This window comes from Streptomyces sp. NPDC085900 (genome assembly GCF_044540925.1).
GTDB lineage: Bacteria > Actinomycetota > Actinomycetes > Streptomycetales > Streptomycetaceae > Streptomyces > Streptomyces gilvifuscus.
In genome coordinates this window covers 57,467-73,816 of the sequence record NZ_JBITSP010000023.1, presented here as the reverse complement: position 1 = coordinate 73,816, position 16,350 = coordinate 57,467, and the positions used below count along the sequence as shown (strand labels likewise).

Genomic DNA, 16,350 nt, shown 5'->3' with positions numbered 1-16,350 from the left:
AGGCGCTCTTCGAGGGGCACCGGCTGACGCCGACCCAGCGGCGCATCGCGCACAGCATGGTGCGCCGGGCCGCCGACGTGCCCTTCCTGTCCAGCGTGGAGCTGGCCGAACTGGCCGGGGTCAGCCAGCCCTCGGTGACCCGCTTCGCCGTGGCCCTCGGCTTCGACGGCTACCCGGCGCTGCGCCGGCACCTGCGCGAGGTCGCGCCGGCGGAACAGGCCGCGGAGGAGGCCTCACGCAACGCCTACCAGCAGGCCGTCGAGGCCGAGATCGAGAACCTGCGCCACCTGGCCGAGCTGCTCGCCGACCCACGCCCCGTACGCAGGGCCGGACGCCTGCTCGCCGCCTCCCGCCCGCTGCCCGTCCTCGGTCTGCGCGCCGCCGCCTCCCAGGCCTACGGCTTCGCCTACTTCGCCGCCAAGGTCCATCCGGACGTACGGCTGCTGCACGAGGGCGGCACGATGATCCAGGACCGTATCGAGGCCGCCGTGCGCGCCGGGGCGAGCGCCCTGCTGTGCTTCGCGCTGCCCCGGCACCCCCGCGAGGTCGTGGACACGCTGGCCTTCGCGAAGGAGGCCGGGCTGACCGTCGTCACCGTCGCCGACTCCGCCTTCGCGCCCGTCGCCAGGGTGTCGGACCTGCTGCTGCCCGCCGCCGTGGGGACCGGCCTCGCCTTCGACACCGCCTGCGCTCCCATGCTGCTGGGCCGGGTGCTGCTGGAGGCGATGTGCGACGACCTGCCGGACGCGCAGGTCCGGCTGGAGGAGTTCGACGCGCGGGCGGCGGCACGGGGGCTGTTCGTCGAATAGGCGGGCACTGCGCTCGGACCGTCAGCGCGGCGCGTGTTTTTTCAGACTCGTCTCACCTTCGCTCGCTACCCTCCCGGCCCACAGGACTGTGCCAGGACGACGAGGAGGCGGAACGTGGCACGCGCAGATCGCAGAGCTCAGGGTCTGGCCCGAGTGGCCGTCGTCGTACGCGCCGGGGCCGCGCCGATGTGGTGGGCCGGTGTGTTCGCGGCGGGTGTCGGGGTGCTGGTGCCGGGGGTGACCGGGCGCCGGATCGGGGTGATGGCGGGGGCCGCGCTGTTCCTCGTCGCCGCGGCCGTGGTCTCGTACGGCCGCCGCGGGCGTTACACGTCCCTGGCCCGCTCGGCCGCCCGCGCGGGCCGGCACGACGTGCTCCAGGACCGTGCCGTGAGTGTGCGCAACTGGCGGCGCGGGCACCGGTGGTGGCTGCTGCTCGCGTTCCTGGCCGCGCTGGGCGCCTCCTTCGCCGTGCCGGCCGCCGCCGGGATGCTCCTCGCCGGTGCCGGCACGGGGCTGCGGCTCAAGGCCGCCTGGCTGGGGCGGCGCGAACGGGCCGAGGACGCCCTGCTGTGGGTCCGGGTCGACTGGCTCTCCGCGAACGGCGGCCGCCCGGCCGGCAAGGCGGTCAAGACCTACCGCAGCACGGGTATCGCGGCGGGCGACGCGGCCCCGGGCGGGGCGCGGCGCCGCACCGCGGCACTCGTGTGAGCTGAGGCGCCCGTCAGACCTCCAGGTCCTCCTCGATCCTCCTGAGCTGGTGGCGGGCCATCGCCAGGTTGGCCCGCTTGCCGTCCAGCACCAGGTAGAGGAAGAGGCCGTTGCCGCCCCTTCCGCTGATCAGGCGGATCAGGTGGTACTGGTCGGACAGGGTGATCAGGATGTCCTCGATCTGGGCCTTGAGCCCGAGGTGCTCCATGGTGCGCATCTTGGCGCGGACGACGTCGGTGTTGCCGGCCGCGGCGACATTGAGGTCGAAGCCCTTGCTGCCTCCCATCGTGCCGAGTGCCATGCCGCTGGTGTAGTCGACGAGCGCGACGCCGGTCGCGCCCTCGATGGAGGCGAGGGCTTCCTTCAGACAGGTTTCGGTGTTGGCCATGAGTGTGTTCCTCGGTTCCCTTTCAACTTTCCGTGGTGGTGCGCGCGTTGGTGGTCGTGGTGCGTGGCGCGCGCGGGGTTCTGGTCCGTACGGCGGCCGTCTTGGCCGGCGGTTTGGCGGGCTTGGTCTGCCTGGTGCGCTGGGCGGCCGGCTCGTGCTCGTCGACGAGTTCGGCGACCCGGGCGGCCGCCCGTCGGCCCTCCAGCAGGAGCCGGCCGACGTTCACCCGCTCCTGGGCGAGCAGGGTCAGTACGGCCGTCGCGGTGGCGGTGCCCGCCGCGAAGGTCGCGACGTACCCGTACACCCCGTGCACCAGCAGCTCTCGGACCTCGCCCTGGCCCGTCGCGTCCGCCAGCCGCACGGCGGCGGCGTGCGCGGTCGCGCTGAGCGCCGCCATGTCCTGCGGGTCGACTCCGGGGGTGTCCTGGGCGAGGACGTCGCCGTCCGCCCCCGTGGCGAGCGCGCCGGTGAGCTGGGGGACACGGGCCCTCAGCCGGCGCAACTCGTCGAGGACATGGGGGTCGGCGGCCATCCGGGGCCTCCTCTCGAACCGGTCAAAGGGCCTCCAGCGCATCTCTGAGCCTCTTCAGCAAGGTGATGTGGGGATCGGGCGGCAGCGGTTCGGTGAGGGCGGACATCCCGTGACCGGGTGCGGGCTGGGCCGGTCCCGGGCCCGCCGCGTCGTACGGCGGCCGGCCGCGGGTCGGCAGGGGCGGCGGCTGCCCGGGGTCCGGTGGCTGTGCCGGCTCCGGGGCCGCCCGCCCCTCGCCCGCCGGACCGGGCGGCGGCTCGGGCGGTTCGGGGACGGCCGGGCGGAGCGGGGCGAGCACCCCCGCCGCCGCCAGCCGGCGTACGTCGACCAACGTGTGGAACGCCAGGTGACCCAGGGCGCGGGCGATGTCCGGCGCCGTACGGACGCCGTCCGCGTGGACCAGCACGGCGCGCTGGCGGCGGGTGAGCGCGGGCGCCGCGGGCAGGTCCGTGCGGGCCAGCGGCGCCTCGTCGGTGACCGGGTCCGGCCAGATGCGGTGCAGCAGGTCGCGGCGGCGCAGCGTCTCGCGTTCCAGGGCGGCCACGGGGACGCGACGCACGGCGGCCCGGTGCCCTGGGGCGGGGGCGGTGCCGTAGCGGAAGCGGCCCGGGGTGGAGCTGGGGGCGAGGACGAAGTACGCGGCGTCGTACAGCGCCGTCAGCCGGCACAGCTCGAAGGCCCCGAGGGTGAGCAGACCGGCGTCGACCAGGCGCAGACCGGCGAGGTGGCCGGCCTGGTGGTCGTCGTCCGTCTCGCCGAGCGCCTGCCGCCAGACCTCCGCGGCGAGCGTGCCGTGGGCCGTCAGGAGTGTCTCCAGGCCGGGCGCGCACGGGCTCTCGGCGTGCACCACGAGACCGTCGGCGAGGTGGAGCGTGCCGTGCTCGCGGAACAGGATGCCCGTGGCCCGCTCGGCGGCCAGCCGGGTCAGCATCGGCGAGACGCCGCCCCAGCCGCGCTCGGCGGCGGCGACCTTCTGGCGCACCGGCAGCCGCGGGGGCTCGGTGGTGTGGACGGCGGTCATGCCAGCACCAGCCGTTCGGCCATCTCGCCCAGCCGGATGCGGGCCATCGCCAGGTTGCCCTCGGAGCGGGCCAGCCACAGGTGCAGGAAGACGCTGCCGTCGAACGTCGCCCCCACGAACCGCAGCACGTGGTAGCTGTCCCGGTTGCTGACGATGAGGTCCTCGACCGGCGGGTCGGCGTCCGCCGCCGGTCCGGACCCGGCATCGTCGTCCGGCGCGAACGCGTGCTGCTCGGCGGCCAGCCGGGCGATCTCGGCGGCTTCCGCCGCCGCGGTCTCCTGGTCGCCGCCGGGGGCCTCTCCGACGCTGCCCAGGGCCAGCCCGCTGGTCCAGTCGATCAGCGCGGCGCCCCGGGCACCGGGCAGTCGCATGGCTTCCAGCAGACACTCGTCGATTCCGGGCACCGTGGCTCCCCTCCCGCCTGGGGTTCGGCTGAGTGACGCCGAAACTACGCAACGTGTGCGCGACGAGTGAGGGATATGGCATTTTCCGGTGGAACATGCGCCGGACGACTAAGGTGGGTCGGCTCGCCTCGGATTCAGGGCAGTTGAACCACAGTTGCCCCGGCGTGCGTCAACGGCGGTCGGGGGCGCGCAGGGTGGTGAGCGCCCCCGCGTGCGCTCCTCCGGCCTCGGCCACGATCTCGTCGAGCCCCTGCGGCTCGCGCACGGTCGCGAAGGTCACCTCTCCCGAGGCGTCCGGCGCGAAGCCGTGGATCCCGGGCCGGGCGAGGGAGTTGTAGGCGTAGTGGTGCGCGAAGTAGTACGCGCCCGTGTCCAGCGCCGCCGCGTAGTCCCCCTGCTCCAGGAGCGGCAGCGCCCGCCCCTCGGCCAGCAGGTCGCCCGCGAAACACGCCGGTCCGGCGACGTCCTGCACCACCGGCGGACCCTCCTTCGGGCGCCCCTTGGCGTCGTACGCGGCGATCCTGAGCGGCCACGAGCCCGGCACGTACACCGTCCGCGCCGCCACCTGCACGCCCGCGTGCGTGACCGCGACCGGCCGCCCGCCGGCCATCTTGGCGTACTCCACCCGTGCCACCACGGTCCCGTGCTTGGCGAGCAGCGACCGCCCGAACTCGGTCACCAGTCCGTACCGCCCGTCGAACAGTCCCGGCACCGCCTCGCTCAGCAGGCGGGCGTACTGCGCGTACGTCGGGGTCGACTCGTCCGAGCCGAAGTTCACCGGCAGGCCGCCGCCGATGTCGAGCGTGTCGATCTGCGGACGGCCGAGACGCCCGTTGATCTCCTCGGCGAGCGCGAACACCTCCGCCACGCCCTGCGCCATCAGCGACAGCGGGATGCCCTGCGACCCGGTGTGCGCGTGCAGCCGGGTCAGCCACGGCCGCTCCCGGTACGCCTGCACGACCCACTCCCGCGCGCCCTCGTCGCGCAGCGCCACGCCGAACTTCGAGGTCGCGGTGGCCGTCGAGGTCGCCCCGATGGAACCCCCGCCGACCTGCGGGTTCACCCGGATGCCGAGGGGGGAGCCGCTGTGTGCCGACCGCATCAGGCCGTCGATCCGCGCCAGCTCCTGGGCGTTGTCGGCGTTGACGGCGATACCCAGCGCCAGTGCCTCGCGCAGTTCGGCCGGCGTCTTGGCGGGCGAGTCCAGGACGGTCAGCCGCGGCGGCACTCCCGCCGCCCGCGCCAGCGCCAGCTCGCCCGGGCTCGCGACCTCGGCGCCGAGCCCCTCCTCGCGCAGCAGCCGCAGCACCGGCACCAGCGGGGTCGCCTTCACCGCGAAGGCGTGCAGCACCGGCGTGCCGGGAGCCGTCACCGCGTCGAACGCCGCGCGCAGCTCGGCCGCCGACTCGCGGATGCCCGTGACGTCCAGAAGGCCGAGGATGGGCGTGTCCGGTCCGAGGAGCCCCTGCTCCACGGCCGCCCGCACCGCGTCGTCGCGCCGCGCGGCGCCGTCCGTCCGCCCGCCGTTGTCGTAGCCCACACCGTCCCCCGTCGTGTCGTCGCCCGCGCCCATACGTCCAGCCAAACATCTGGGACGAGTCCTCGCTGCCCGCCGGTTCTATTGACTAGTCCTATTCAGAGGGCGAGGATGTGAATAGCCGTAGTAACAGTGCGGTGGTGACAGTCACCGGGAAGCAAGCCACTCAGGAGGCAGACCATGTCGGGACCCCGCCCCGTCCGAGCGCCGCGCGGTACGGAACTGAGCGCCCTGGGATGGCAGCAGGAAGCCGCCCTGCGGATGCTGCAGAACAACCTCGACCCCGAGGTCGCCGAGCACCCGGACAAGCTCGTCGTCTACGGCGGCACCGGCAAGGCGGCCCGCGACTGGCGCTCCTTCGACGCGATGGTGCGCACGCTGACGGGCCTGAAGCAGGACGAGACCATGCTGGTCCAGTCCGGCCGCCCGGTCGGCGTCATGCAGACCCACGAGTGGGCCCCGCGCGTCCTGATCGCCAACTCCAACCTCGTCGGCGACTGGGCCAACTGGGAGGAGTTCCGCCGCCTGGAGGCCCTCGGCCTGACCATGTACGGCCAGATGACCGCCGGCTCCTGGATCTACATCGGCACCCAGGGCATCCTTCAGGGCACCTACGAGACCTTCTCCGCCGTCGCCGCGAAGAAGTTCGGCGGCACCCTCGCCGGGACCATCACCCTCACCGCCGGCCTCGGCGGCATGGGCGGCGCCCAGCCCCTCGCCGTCACCATGAACGACGGCGTCGCCATCTGCATCGACTGCGACCCGCGCGCCATCGACCGCCGCATCGAGCACCGCTACCTGGACGTCAGGGCCGACTCCCTCGACCACGCCCTCCAGCTGGCCACCGAGGCCCGCGACGCCCGCCGCCCGCTGTCCATCGGCGTCCTCGGCAACGCCGCCGAACTGGTCCCGCAGCTGCTCGCCATGGGCGCCCCCATCGACATCGTCACCGACCAGACCTCGGCCCACGACCCGCTGGCGTACCTGCCGCTCGGCGTCGACTTCGACGACATGGCGGACGCGGCGGCCAAGGACCCGGCCGGGTTCACCACGCGCGCCCGCGAGTCGATGGCCAAGCACGTCGAGGCGATGGTCGGCTTCATGGACGCCGGCGCGGAGGTCTTCGACTACGGCAACTCCATCCGCGGCGAGGCCCAACTCGCCGGGTACGAGCGGGCCTTCGCCTTCCCCGGCTTCGTCCCCGCCTACATCCGCCCGCTGTTCTGCGAGGGCAAGGGCCCCTTCCGCTGGGCCGCGCTGTCGGGCGAGGCGTCCGACATCGCCAAGACCGACAAGGCGATCCTCGACCTGTTCCCCGAGAACGAGTCCCTCGCCCGCTGGATCAAGATGGCCGGGGAGCGGGTCCACTTCCAGGGCCTGCCCGCGCGCATCTGCTGGCTCGGCTACGGCGAGCGGGACAAGGCCGGCGAGCGGTTCAACGACATGGTGGCCTCCGGCGAGCTGGCGGCCCCGCTGGCCATCGGCCGCGACCACCTCGACTGCGGGTCCGTCGCCTCGCCGTACCGCGAGACCGAGGCGATGCTGGACGGCTCGGACGCCATCGCCGACTGGCCCCTGCTGAACGCCATGGTGAACGTGGCCTCGGGCGCCTCGTGGGTGTCCATCCACCACGGCGGCGGCGTGGGCATGGGACGGTCCATCCACGCCGGGCAGGTGACGGTGGCCGACGGCACCAAGCTGGGCGGCGAGAAGATCCGGCGGGTGCTGACGAACGACCCCGGCATGGGCGTCATCCGCCACGTCGACGCCGGCTACGACATCGCCGAGTCCGTCGCCGACGAACGGGGCGTGCGAGTGCCCATGCGCGAGGGTGACGAGGCGTGACGGACAGCGGCGACTCCCGGGTCCGGGCCGAGGCATCGTCGCCGGGCGCGGGTCCGCAGCCCGGGCGGGCCGGTGCCTCCTTCCAGGAGATGTGGCGGGAGCTGCTGCCCGTCGGGCGGCACGCCGACTCCCGCGGCTACCGCCGGTTCGCCTGGACCGGTGCCGACGCCGAGTGCCGGGCCTGGTTCAGGGAGCAGGCCGAGGCGCGGGGCCTCGCCTACGAGGTCGACCGGAACGGCAACCAGTGGGCCTGGCTCGGCGACCCCACCGCCGGGGACGCCGTCGTCACCGGGTCCCATCTCGACTCCGTGCCCGACGGCGGCGCCTTCGACGGGCCCCTCGGCGTCGTGTCCTCCTTCGCCGCCCTCGACGAACTCCGCGGCAGGGGAGCGCAGTTCGCCAAGCCCCTCGCCGTCGTCAACTTCGGCGACGAGGAGGGCGCCCGCTTCGGCCTCGCCTGCGTCGGCTCCCGGCTGACCGCGGGAGAGCTCACCGTCGAGCAGGCCCACCGGCTGACCGACGGGGACGGCGTCAGCCTCCCGCGGGCCATGGAGGCCGCCGGACACGACCCCGACGCCATCGGCGCCGACCCCGAGCGGCTCGCCCGGATCGGGGCCTTCGTCGAACTGCACGTCGAACAGGGCCGGGCGCTGGACCTGTCCGGCGACCGGGTCGGCATCGCGAGCGCCATCTGGCCCCACGGGCGCTGGCGGTTCGACTTCCGGGGCGAGGCCAACCACGCCGGAACCACCCGCCTGGTGGACCGGCGCGACCCGATGCTGTCGTACGCCGAGACCGTGCTCGCCGCCCGCCGCGAGGCCGAACTGGCCGGGGCCGTCGCCACCTTCGGCAAGATCGCCGTCGAGCCGAACGGCGTCAACGCCATCCCCTCCCTCGTACGCGGCTGGCTCGACTCCCGCGCCGCCGACCAGCAGACCCTCGACCTCGTGGTCACCGGCGTCGAGAAGGCCGCCCGCGAGTACGCCGCCGCCCACGGCGTCGACCTCGACGTCGTCCGGGAGTCCTTCACGCCCGTCGTCGAGTTCGACCACGCCCTGCGCGACGAACTCGCCCGCATCCTCGGCAAGGACACCGACATCAGCGTCCCGGTGCTGGGTACCGGCGCCGGACACGACGCCGGAATCCTCTCCGGGCGCATTCCGACCGCCATGCTGTTCGTGCGCAACCCCACGGGCGTCTCGCACTCCCCGGCCGAGCACGCCGCCGAGGACGACTGCGTGGCCGGGGTGCTCGCCCTCGCCGACGTACTGGAAGGACTGGCCTGCAGGTGACCACGCGGACCTATTGGCTGGAGCACGCCTGGCTCGGCACCCACGTCGAGCCGGGCGTAGCCCTGAGCATCGAGGACGGCCGCATCACCGCCGTCCGCACGGACATCGACAGCCCGCCGCCCGGCGCCGAGATCCTGCGCGGACTGACCCTCCCGGGCCTCGCCAACGCCCACTCGCACGCCTTCCACCGCGCCCTGCGCGGCACCGTCCAGGTCGGCTCCGGCACCTTCTGGACCTGGCGCGAGGTCATGTACGCCACGGCCGACAAGCTGACCCCGGACAGCTACCACGCGCTCGCCCGCGCCGTGTACGCCGAGATGGCCCTCGCCGGCATCACCTCCGTCGGCGAGTTCCACTACCTGCACCACGCCCCCGGCGGCACCCGCTACGCCGACCCCAACGCCATGGGCGAGGCGCTCGTCGCGGCCGCCGCCGAGGCCGGCATCCGCATCACCCTCCTCGACACCGCCTACCTCTCCTCCGGCTTCGGCGAGGCGCCCGACACCCACCAGCTGCGCTTCTCCGACGGCACCGCCGAGGCCTGGGCCGAACGCTGTTCAGTTCTCAAGGAACGGGATCACGCGCGGATCGGGGCGGCCGTCCACTCCGTACGGGCCGTGCCCGCCGCCCAGTTGGCGACCGTCGCGCGGTGGGCCGAGGAGCGGCGGGCCCCGCTCCATGTGCACCTGTCCGAGCAGACCGCCGAGAACGACGCCTGCCAGGCCGCCCACGGGTGCACCCCGACGCGCCTGCTCGCCGACCACGGCGTCCTCGGCCGCCGCACCACCGGCGTCCACAACACGCACCTCACCGACGAGGACATCGCCCTCCTCGGCGGCACCGGAACCGGCACCTGCATGTGCCCGACCACCGAACGCGACCTCGCCGACGGCATCGGCCCCGCCCCCGCCCTGCAGGCGGCAGGCTCCCCGCTCTGCCTCGGCTCCGACAGCCACGCCGTCATCGACCTGTTCGAAGAGGCCCGCGGGATGGAGCTGAACGAGCGGCTGCGCACCCGCAGCCGGGGCCACTGGACCGCGGCGGCACTGCTGCGCGCGGCCTCCGCCGACGGTCACGCGGCCCTCGGCTGGGAGGAGGCGGGCACCATCGAGGCGGGGGCCCTCGCCGACCTGACGACGATCGCGCTCGACTCGGTCAGGACGGCCGGACCGCTGCCCAGGCTCGGTGCCGAGACCGCCGTATTCGCCGCGACGGCAGCGGACGTACGGCACACGATCGTGGGCGGGCGGCACGTCGTACGCGACGGGGCGCACACCCTCGTACCGGATGTGCCGCAAGCCCTCGCGCGGGTGATCGAAGCCCTCCGCGCCTGACGACCACCCACGAGGACGCCATGAGCAGCAGCACCGTCATCACCAACATCGCCACTCTGGTCACCAACTCCCCCTCGCTCGGCGACGGTTCCCCTCTCGGTCTGATCCAGGACGCGGCCGTCGTCATCGAGGGCGACCGCGTCGCGTGGACCGGTGAATCAAGCAAAGCACCAGCCACTGACAACCGGGTCGACGCCGGTGGCCGCACGGTCCTGCCGGGCTTCGTCGACTCCCACTCCCACCTGGTCTTCGCGGGCGACCGCACCCAGGAGTTCAACGCGCGCATGTCCGGGCGCTCCTACACCGCGGGCGGCATCCGCACCACCGTCGCGGCCACCCGCGCCGCCACCGACGAGGAGCTGGAGGCCAACCTCACCCGCTACCTCGCCGAGGCCCTCCGGCAGGGCACCACCACGTTCGAGACCAAGTCCGGCTACGGCCTCACCGTCGCCGACGAGGCCCGCGCCCTGCGGATCGCCGCCGCGCACACCGACGAGGTCACCTACCTCGGCGCCCACATCGTCTCGCCCGACTTCGCCGACGACCCGGCCGCCTACGTCTCCCTCGTCACCGGCGAGATGCTCGACGCCTGCGCGCCGCACGCCCGTTGGATCGACGTCTTCTGCGAGAAGGGCGCCTTCGACGGCGACCAGGCCCGCGCCATCCTCACCGCGGGCAAGGCCAGGGGACTGCACCCGCGCATCCACGCCAACCAGCTCTCCTACGGCCCCGGCGTCCAGCTGGCCGTCGAACTCGACGCGGCCAGCGCCGACCACTGCACCCACCTCACCGACGCGGACGTCGACGCCCTGGCGAACGGCGACACGGTCGCCACCCTCCTGCCCGGCGCCGAGTTCTCCACCCGCGCCGAGTGGCCGGACGCCCGCCGTCTGCTGGACGCGGGCGTCACCGTCGCCCTCTCCACCGACTGCAACCCGGGCTCGTCCTTCACGTCCTCCGTGCCCTTCTGCATCGCCCTCGCCGTACGGGACATGGGCATGACGCCGGACGAGGCGGTCTGGTCGGCCACGGCGGGCGGGGCGGCGGCGCTCCGCCGCACGGACATCGGCCGGCTCACCCCGGGCGCCTACGCCGACCTGATCGCCCTCGACGCACCGAGCCACGTCCACCTGGCCTACCGCCCGGGCGTGCCGCTGGTCACCGACGTGTGGCGGCGGGGCGTCCGCCAGGGCTGACCGGCGAGGTCAGGAAGCCCCCGCCCGCCAGCGCTGCTCCCGGCCTCCGCTCAGGGGCCACAGTGACACCCCGTCGCCGCCGCCCGGCGTGACGGCCGTCTCGATGGCGATGGCGGGGCGGATCACGCCGTCGGAGTCCACCGTGAACCGCAGGTTCTGTCCGTGGTCGCCGTCCACCGAAGCGCAGTCCCAGATGCCGACGCCCCGGTCCACGGAGCCCCGGCTGTCGAGGCAGAAGTCCGAGTCGGCGTACGACTGCACGATCCCGCGCGCCGCGTCGACCCGCCAGCGCTGGGTGGAGGCGCCGGAGCAGGGCGCCGTGACGACGGCCGTGCCGTTGCTCAGGTCGCCGTCGATGTCCAGGCAGCGGCCGGTCGACACGTTCACGATCTGGGCGTAGGTGCCGTTGGGGGCGTGGGTGGGGGCAGCGCTGGGCTTCGCCGATCTCGACGGGGTGGAACTCTTCGTCGGGGAGGGGGACTTCGCGGCGTGGGAGGGGGAGGGAGCGGTGGACGGCGTGGCGGAGACCGTCGCCGTCACCGTCACCTGCGGGGGAGCCGCCGGCGTGTCCACGGCGCCCGGCTGCCCTCCCGGCGACGAGGACGGCGAACCGTCGCCTCGCGACAGCATGAACAGCAGCAACGGCGTCAGCGCCACGCCGACGGCGACGGAGGTCAACAGCAACCGCCGCGAGACAGGCCAGGCGACCGGACCCAAGAGGAACCGCGTCCCGGCCGGGACCCCGGCGGGGGCGAGCGCCCCGGGCCGTCCGGCAGACCTGGACCGGCCGTGGAAATCCGCCGGCCCTCCGGACGCCGACCGCCTCAACGACTCCGGCTGTCCTCCGGACGCCGGCCGTCCTCCGAACCAGGACCGCCCCCCGGCCTTCGGCCGCCTTCGTCCGGTGCCGGGGCGGGCGGTGGGGCCGCCGGGCGGCTCGGTGGGTGTCGTGTCGCGGGTGGCGTAGGCCGTGCCGGACCACGGCAGCAGGCCCTCCGCCAGGGCGGTGCGCGGGGAGTCGCGCAGGGCGGACAGGTCCGTGTACGCCGCCGTGCAGTGGGCGCAGTGGACCATGTGCGCCCGCAGGTCGGCGCTCTCGCGCGGGTTGTCCGGGCGTACCGACTCCTCGATCAGCCGGCCGAAGTTGCCGCAGCGCGGGTCGTCGGAGGCGGCGAGGCGGGAGCGGAGACAGGCCTGGCCCATGGCCTGGAGGGCCGAGGGCGTCTCGTGGGCGACGTCCTCGCGGGTCAGACCGAGCAGAAGGGCCGTCCGCCGCTCGGCCTCGCGTTCCACCACGCCGTACCAGACCAGCCCCTGCGCGCGGGACGGCAGGGAACGGAACGCGGCGAGCATCGGCGGGTCGGCAACCGTGTCCGGACCCGACGTGCTCAGGGCGAACAGCAGGCCGGGGTCGAGGCCCGCGGCCCGTTCGTCGCCGGCCCAGGAGGCGGCCAGCCGGCCGGCCAGGAGCAGCAGTTCGTGCCGCAGCGGGACCGACGGCTCGGCGCCGCGCGCCGTCTGCCGGGCCGCCAGCGTGAACGCCTGCGAGGCCAGCTGCCGGGCCGCGGACTCGCTGGCCGTGCACAGGCGCGCGTAGGCGAGCACGGCCGGCTGGTGACGGGCGCGGAGCTCCCGCAGAGCCGGGTAGACGGTGGCGGTACGGGCCCGCAGCAGCTCGGTCAGCCGCGCGTCGGGCACGTCCGCGTACACACCGCCCTCGGTCGCGACGCCGTTGTCGGTCCCGTAGGCCCCGGCCATCTCCTGGCCTCCTTCCACCACCCCGCCGCGTGCCGTCGATTTCCGGCTACCAGCAGGTAGGGGCCCATAGTGGTGGAAGTGAAGCTCTGGGGAAAGGGTTTCTGTGGGTAACCCGTCAAGGGGCCGCGAACGGTACTACTCCTCCAGCGTCAGCCCCTTGCGCAGCCGCACCAGCGTCCGCGACAGCAGCCGGGAGACGTGCATCTGGGAGATGCCGAGCTCGTCGCCGATCTCCGACTGGGTCATGCCCGCCACGAAGCGCAGCGAAAGGATCTTCCGGTCCCGTGCGGGGAGTTCGGCGATCAGCGGCTTGAGGGACTCGACGTACTCGATGCCCTCGATGCCGTGGTCCTCGTAGCCGATCCGGTCCGCGAGGGCGCCCTCCGCGTCGTCCTCCTCGGGCTGGGCGTCCAGTGAGGAGGCGGTGTAGGCGTTGGACGCGGCCATGCCCTCGACGACCTCGTCCTTGGTGAGCCCCAGGCGCTCCGCGAGCTCGGCGACCGTCGGTGCCCGGTCCAGCTGCTGGGCCAGCTCGTCCCCGGCCTTGGCCAGGTCGAGCCGCAGCTCCTGCAACCGGCGCGGGACGCGTACGGACCACGAGGTGTCGCGGAAGAAGCGCTTGATCTCACCCACGATGGTTGGCATCGCGAAAGTGGGGAACTCCACGCCCCGAGAGAGCTCGAAGCGGTCGATCGCCTTGATCAGGCCGATGGTGCCGACCTGGATGATGTCCTCCATCGGCTCACTGCGTGAACGGAACCGGGAGGCGGCGAACTTGACCAGTGCGAGGTTGAGTTCGACGAGCGTGTTGCGGACGTACGAGTATTCGTGGGTGCCTTCCTCGAGCGACTCCAGACGCTCGAAGAGGGTCTTGGACAGCGCTCGCGCGTCGACCGGCCCCACCTCGTCGTAGGGCGGGATCTCCGGGAGTCCGGCGAGTGCGTCCGTGCCGACGGTGTCGTCGTTCTCGGTGCTCTCGATGGGAGCAAGATGTTCCGGAGGGAGTGTCGACGTCGCCTGCCGGGTATGCGGTGCGTCGAGCCGGGGTGACATGATGTCCTCCATCGTTCTCGGCATATGGCTGCCGAAGCCAGTGCGTGCACTGCGGTGTGCGGCGCCTCCAAAGCCGGCCGTGTCGGTTACGTATCCCTACTAGCCCTACCCGCTTTTCCACACCCGCCGCAAGTGCCTTACGTGCGGTTATGTCCGTTTGCGGGGGGTTGTTCGGGTGTCGGGAAGTGTGAGGAAGGCGTAGTGTTCGAGGGCGTACGTCAGCAGCCACGACGTCGGGAGAGAGAGACGGCATGGACCGCGGGACGGTCGGCAGCGCACAGTCTGGCCGGCTTCTGGTGGAGGTCAGGGAAGAGGGCTCGAGCGCAGTCGTGACGCCGGCAGGTGAGTTGGATCACCATACGGCCGATCTGTTGCGCGAGCCCCTCGAGGACTGCCTCGCCAAGGGATTCAAGCGGCTGGTCGTGGACTGCTCACGACTGGAGTTCTGCGACTCCACGGGCCTCAACGTGCTGCTGGGCGCCCGGCTGAAGGCGGAGGCCGCCGGCGGCGGTGTCCACCTCGCCGGAATGCTTCCGGTGGTGGCCCGGGTCTTCGAGATCACGGGAGCGGAGGCGGTCTTCACCGTCCACGACACACTCGAGGCGGCCCTGGCCGACCGATCCGGCTGACCGCGGCAGGGCGGGCCGGCGCGACGCCGGACCCGTCCCGCCCGCCCCCGTGTGACCGGCACTTTCCGGATGTCACGCTTTCCGTGCCGAAACAGGGGGTGTTCTGCCGGTTCGGTCGGGCAGGAGACATCCTGAGCCTGTCGACGGCACGGCGAGCACGGGGGACGGTGAGCGAACGATGGAACACGAGAGAAAACGACGGCACGCCGACAGAGAAAGCCGTCGAGCCACGTACAGACTTTTGAAACGTGAACTGGTGAATCGGTGAGGTGAAGCGCTGATGAGCACCACCCGGCCTTACCCGCCGGGCGACCGCGGCCCGGAGCCCAGCGGCGCTTCCGGGGCGTCCGAGGGGGGCGCTCCCGCGACGGGGGCGTCCGCCGAGGGGGATGTCGCGTCGTCTGCGGCGTCCGCGTCGTCTCAGGGGCGCCAGGTCCGCAGACTGAGCTTCGACGGGGCCAGCGGCGTCGTCCCGCTCGCCCGCGACTTCACCCGCCAGGCGTTGTACGCGTGGGGCTGGCTGCCGGCCGACGGCGCCGACCAGCGGGCCGCCGCCGAGGACGTGCTGCTCGTCGTCTCCGAGCTGGTCACCAACGCCTGCCTGCACGCGGAGGGTCCCAGCGAACTGTGGATAGCCCTCGACAACAAGGTGATCCGCCTGGAGGTCTCCGACCGCGGCACCGGCCAGCCGGCACCCCGCACCCCGCACCGCGCGGGCCGCCCCGGCGGCCACGGCATGTTCATCGTGCAGCGCCTGTGCCTGGACTGGGGTGTCGTACGGACCCCGGGTGTGGCGGGCAAGACGGTCTGGGCGGAACTGGGCGCCCCCGCGTAAACGGCCCGCGTAACCGGCCCGCGTGCCCGACCCGGCCTGGCCGGGCTCGGGTTACCGAGGGTCACTTCCTCCACTCGAACCCCCTTTCGTGCGCGCCGGATCCGCACAACTCCGGCGCGCACCTTCTCTTCCCTCCTCAAGGACCCGGGCGTACCTTGACGGCCCATCTGATGTGCCGTCAGGAAACCGAGAGGGAGCGGAAATCGTGTCGTACCGGAATCGAACCGCCGTGCTCGCGTCCGTCGCGGCCCTGGCGGGCTCGGCGGTGCTGATGGCCGCCCCCGCAGCCCAGGCCAAGGTCGTCGACGTCAACTACCAGTGCAAGACGCCCATCGGCGACAAGAGCGCCGTCTCGCCCATCGACATCACCGGCGTCAAGAGCGGCAGCGGCTACAAGATCACCATGTCCTGGCAGAAGGGCGTCTCGTCCAGTCCGGTGGAGCTGGGCAAGGGCGCGATGAACCCGAGCGCCACCATCAAGCTGGGCGGCGCCGACAGCGGCACGATGAACGTCAGCGGCCCCGCCAACCAGGAGGCCATCCCGGCCAACACCCCGATCAAGATCAGCGACCTGACGGGGACGTACACGCCGAAGAAGACGGGCAGTGTGACCTTCACACCGGGCGTCCTCACCATCAAGGCGCTCGGTACGACGACCACGTGCACGCCCTCCAACAGTCCCGGCCCGGCGCTGACCCTCGACGTCACGGCGGCGGGCGGAGGGGGCTCCTCCGGCGGGACCGGCTCGACCGGCTCGACCGGTTCGGACTCCGGCGGCGCCCTCCCGCAGACCGGACCCGACGACTCCGCGATCGCCCTGGGCACCCTCGGCGGCACGGTCCTCCTCGCCGGAGCGGCGGGCACGCTGTGGATCACCCGGAGGAACCAGACGGCCCGCGCACGCCGCTGAGCGGCCCGCGGCCGACCCCATAACACACCCCGACGCCCACGACACCAGCACCCACCCCGACCGCCTCGTGTTTCGCATCCGGACCGTCGTTGGAGCCGC

Annotated in this window: 16 protein-coding genes; 9 read left to right on the top strand and 7 right to left on the bottom strand. The window is 73.1% G+C overall.

Going from position 1 to position 16,350, the window contains the following annotated elements; genetic code table 11:
• Together ACIGDI_RS42670 and ACIGDI_RS42665 are read left to right on the top strand one after the other, a co-directional pair.
• Positions 1 to 809: MurR/RpiR family transcriptional regulator (locus ACIGDI_RS42670; protein WP_399908230.1), on the top strand; the 809-nt coding region annotated here is incomplete at its 5' end.
• A 153-nt stretch (positions 810 to 962) separates the two neighbouring features.
• Entirely contained in the window at positions 963 to 1,517 is a 555-nt protein-coding gene (locus tag ACIGDI_RS42665) for a hypothetical protein (RefSeq protein ID WP_399908245.1), read from the top strand.
• Between the two features lie 13 nt (positions 1,518 to 1,530).
• Here ACIGDI_RS42665 and ACIGDI_RS42660 read toward each other — a convergent pair whose 3' ends face one another.
• From ACIGDI_RS42660 to ACIGDI_RS42640, 5 genes are all read right to left on the bottom strand, one after another.
• Positions 1,531 to 1,905 carry a hypothetical protein gene (locus ACIGDI_RS42660; protein ID WP_058924910.1) on the bottom strand — a complete coding sequence of 125 codons (375 nt, stop codon included), beginning with the start codon at positions 1,903 to 1,905 and terminating at the stop codon, positions 1,531 to 1,533.
• A 22-nt stretch (positions 1,906 to 1,927) separates the two neighbouring features.
• A complete protein-coding gene (locus tag ACIGDI_RS42655) occupies positions 1,928 to 2,437 on the bottom strand; it encodes a roadblock/LC7 domain-containing protein (protein ID WP_200703890.1) in 510 nt (169 codons plus the stop codon).
• Between the two features lie 22 nt (positions 2,438 to 2,459).
• Complete coding sequence (locus tag ACIGDI_RS42650; RefSeq protein WP_399908226.1) at positions 2,460 to 3,458, bottom strand: transcriptional regulator; 999 nt, start codon at positions 3,456 to 3,458, stop codon at positions 2,460 to 2,462.
• Positions 3,455 to 3,862 carry a hypothetical protein gene (locus ACIGDI_RS42645; RefSeq protein ID WP_399908224.1) on the bottom strand — a complete coding sequence of 136 codons (408 nt, stop codon included), beginning with the start codon at positions 3,860 to 3,862 and terminating at the stop codon, positions 3,455 to 3,457. Before ACIGDI_RS42645 ends, ACIGDI_RS42650 begins: the two co-directional genes overlap by 4 nt.
• A 169-nt stretch (positions 3,863 to 4,031) precedes the next feature.
• Positions 4,032 to 5,435, bottom strand: a complete 1,404-nt coding sequence (locus ACIGDI_RS42640; protein WP_399908221.1) for a diaminopimelate decarboxylase — start codon at positions 5,433 to 5,435, stop codon at positions 4,032 to 4,034.
• A 144-nt stretch (positions 5,436 to 5,579) separates the two neighbouring features.
• Here ACIGDI_RS42640 and hutU point away from each other — a divergent pair, with 144 nt between their 5' ends.
• The 4 genes from hutU to hutI all read left to right on the top strand — a co-directional run bounded on the left by hutU (position 5,580) and on the right by hutI (position 11,066).
• The gene (gene hutU / locus ACIGDI_RS42635) at positions 5,580 to 7,244 is read left to right on the top strand and encodes a urocanate hydratase (RefSeq protein ID WP_399908218.1); all 1,665 of its coding nucleotides are present in this window, start codon (positions 5,580 to 5,582) and stop codon (positions 7,242 to 7,244) included.
• Between the two features lie 89 nt (positions 7,245 to 7,333).
• Positions 7,334 to 8,536: an allantoate amidohydrolase gene (locus ACIGDI_RS42630; RefSeq protein ID WP_272177715.1), complete on the top strand. Its 1,203-nt coding sequence runs from the start codon at positions 7,334 to 7,336 to the stop codon at positions 8,534 to 8,536.
• Entirely contained in the window at positions 8,527 to 9,870 is a 1,344-nt protein-coding gene (locus tag ACIGDI_RS42625) for a formimidoylglutamate deiminase (protein ID WP_399908242.1), read from the top strand. Before ACIGDI_RS42630 ends, ACIGDI_RS42625 begins: the two co-directional genes overlap by 10 nt.
• Positions 9,871 to 9,890: 20 nt before the next feature.
• The gene (gene hutI / locus ACIGDI_RS42620) at positions 9,891 to 11,066 is read left to right on the top strand and encodes an imidazolonepropionase (protein ID WP_399908215.1); all 1,176 of its coding nucleotides are present in this window, start codon (positions 9,891 to 9,893) and stop codon (positions 11,064 to 11,066) included.
• Positions 11,067 to 11,075: 9 nt separating this feature from the next.
• Here the strand turns inward: hutI and ACIGDI_RS42615 are convergent, their stop codons facing one another.
• Entirely contained in the window at positions 11,076 to 12,824 is a 1,749-nt protein-coding gene (locus tag ACIGDI_RS42615) for a ricin-type beta-trefoil lectin domain protein (RefSeq protein ID WP_399908212.1), read from the bottom strand.
• 135 nt (positions 12,825 to 12,959) lie between these two features.
• Positions 12,960 to 13,889 (bottom strand): RNA polymerase sigma factor SigF, encoded by a 930-nt coding sequence (locus ACIGDI_RS42610; protein WP_399908209.1) that lies wholly within the window; start codon positions 13,887 to 13,889, stop codon positions 12,960 to 12,962.
• Positions 13,890 to 14,128: 239 nt separating this feature from the next.
• Between ACIGDI_RS42610 and ACIGDI_RS42605 the strand changes: the two genes are divergently transcribed.
• The 3 genes from ACIGDI_RS42605 (at position 14,129) to ACIGDI_RS42595 (ending at position 16,251) form a co-directional block, all read left to right on the top strand.
• Positions 14,129 to 14,506: an STAS domain-containing protein gene (locus ACIGDI_RS42605; RefSeq protein ID WP_200705823.1), complete on the top strand. Its 378-nt coding sequence runs from the start codon at positions 14,129 to 14,131 to the stop codon at positions 14,504 to 14,506.
• A gap of 280 nt (positions 14,507 to 14,786) precedes the next feature.
• Complete coding sequence (locus ACIGDI_RS42600; protein ID WP_399908205.1) at positions 14,787 to 15,341, top strand: ATP-binding protein; 555 nt, start codon at positions 14,787 to 14,789, stop codon at positions 15,339 to 15,341.
• A gap of 205 nt (positions 15,342 to 15,546) precedes the next feature.
• Positions 15,547 to 16,251 (top strand): LPXTG cell wall anchor domain-containing protein, encoded by a 705-nt coding sequence (locus tag ACIGDI_RS42595; RefSeq protein WP_399908204.1) that lies wholly within the window; start codon positions 15,547 to 15,549, stop codon positions 16,249 to 16,251.
• Positions 16,252 to 16,350 lie beyond the last annotated feature (99 nt).

What these genes read in the sequence shown, in the direction of transcription:
- ACIGDI_RS42600 (WP_399908205.1), top strand. Translation starts at nt 14,787, where the DNA reads ATGAGCACCACCCGGCCTTACCCGCCGGGCGACCGCGGCCCGGAGCCC.
- ACIGDI_RS42640 (WP_399908221.1), bottom strand. Translation starts at nt 5,435, where the DNA reads ATGGGCGCGGGCGACGACACGACGGGGGACGGTGTGGGCTACGACAAC.
- ACIGDI_RS42650 (WP_399908226.1), bottom strand. Translation starts at nt 3,458, where the DNA reads ATGACCGCCGTCCACACCACCGAGCCCCCGCGGCTGCCGGTGCGCCAG.
- ACIGDI_RS42615 (WP_399908212.1), bottom strand. Translation starts at nt 12,824, where the DNA reads ATGGCCGGGGCCTACGGGACCGACAACGGCGTCGCGACCGAGGGCGGT.
- hutU (WP_399908218.1), top strand. Translation starts at nt 5,580, where the DNA reads ATGTCGGGACCCCGCCCCGTCCGAGCGCCGCGCGGTACGGAACTGAGC.
- ACIGDI_RS42655 (WP_200703890.1), bottom strand. Translation starts at nt 2,437, where the DNA reads ATGGCCGCCGACCCCCATGTCCTCGACGAGTTGCGCCGGCTGAGGGCC.
- hutI (WP_399908215.1), top strand. Translation starts at nt 9,891, where the DNA reads ATGAGCAGCAGCACCGTCATCACCAACATCGCCACTCTGGTCACCAAC.
- ACIGDI_RS42610 (WP_399908209.1), bottom strand. Translation starts at nt 13,889, where the DNA reads ATGGAGGACATCATGTCACCCCGGCTCGACGCACCGCATACCCGGCAG.
- ACIGDI_RS42630 (WP_272177715.1), top strand. Translation starts at nt 7,334, where the DNA reads ATGTGGCGGGAGCTGCTGCCCGTCGGGCGGCACGCCGACTCCCGCGGC.
- ACIGDI_RS42660 (WP_058924910.1), bottom strand. Translation starts at nt 1,905, where the DNA reads ATGGCCAACACCGAAACCTGTCTGAAGGAAGCCCTCGCCTCCATCGAG.
- ACIGDI_RS42605 (WP_200705823.1), top strand. Translation starts at nt 14,129, where the DNA reads ATGGACCGCGGGACGGTCGGCAGCGCACAGTCTGGCCGGCTTCTGGTG.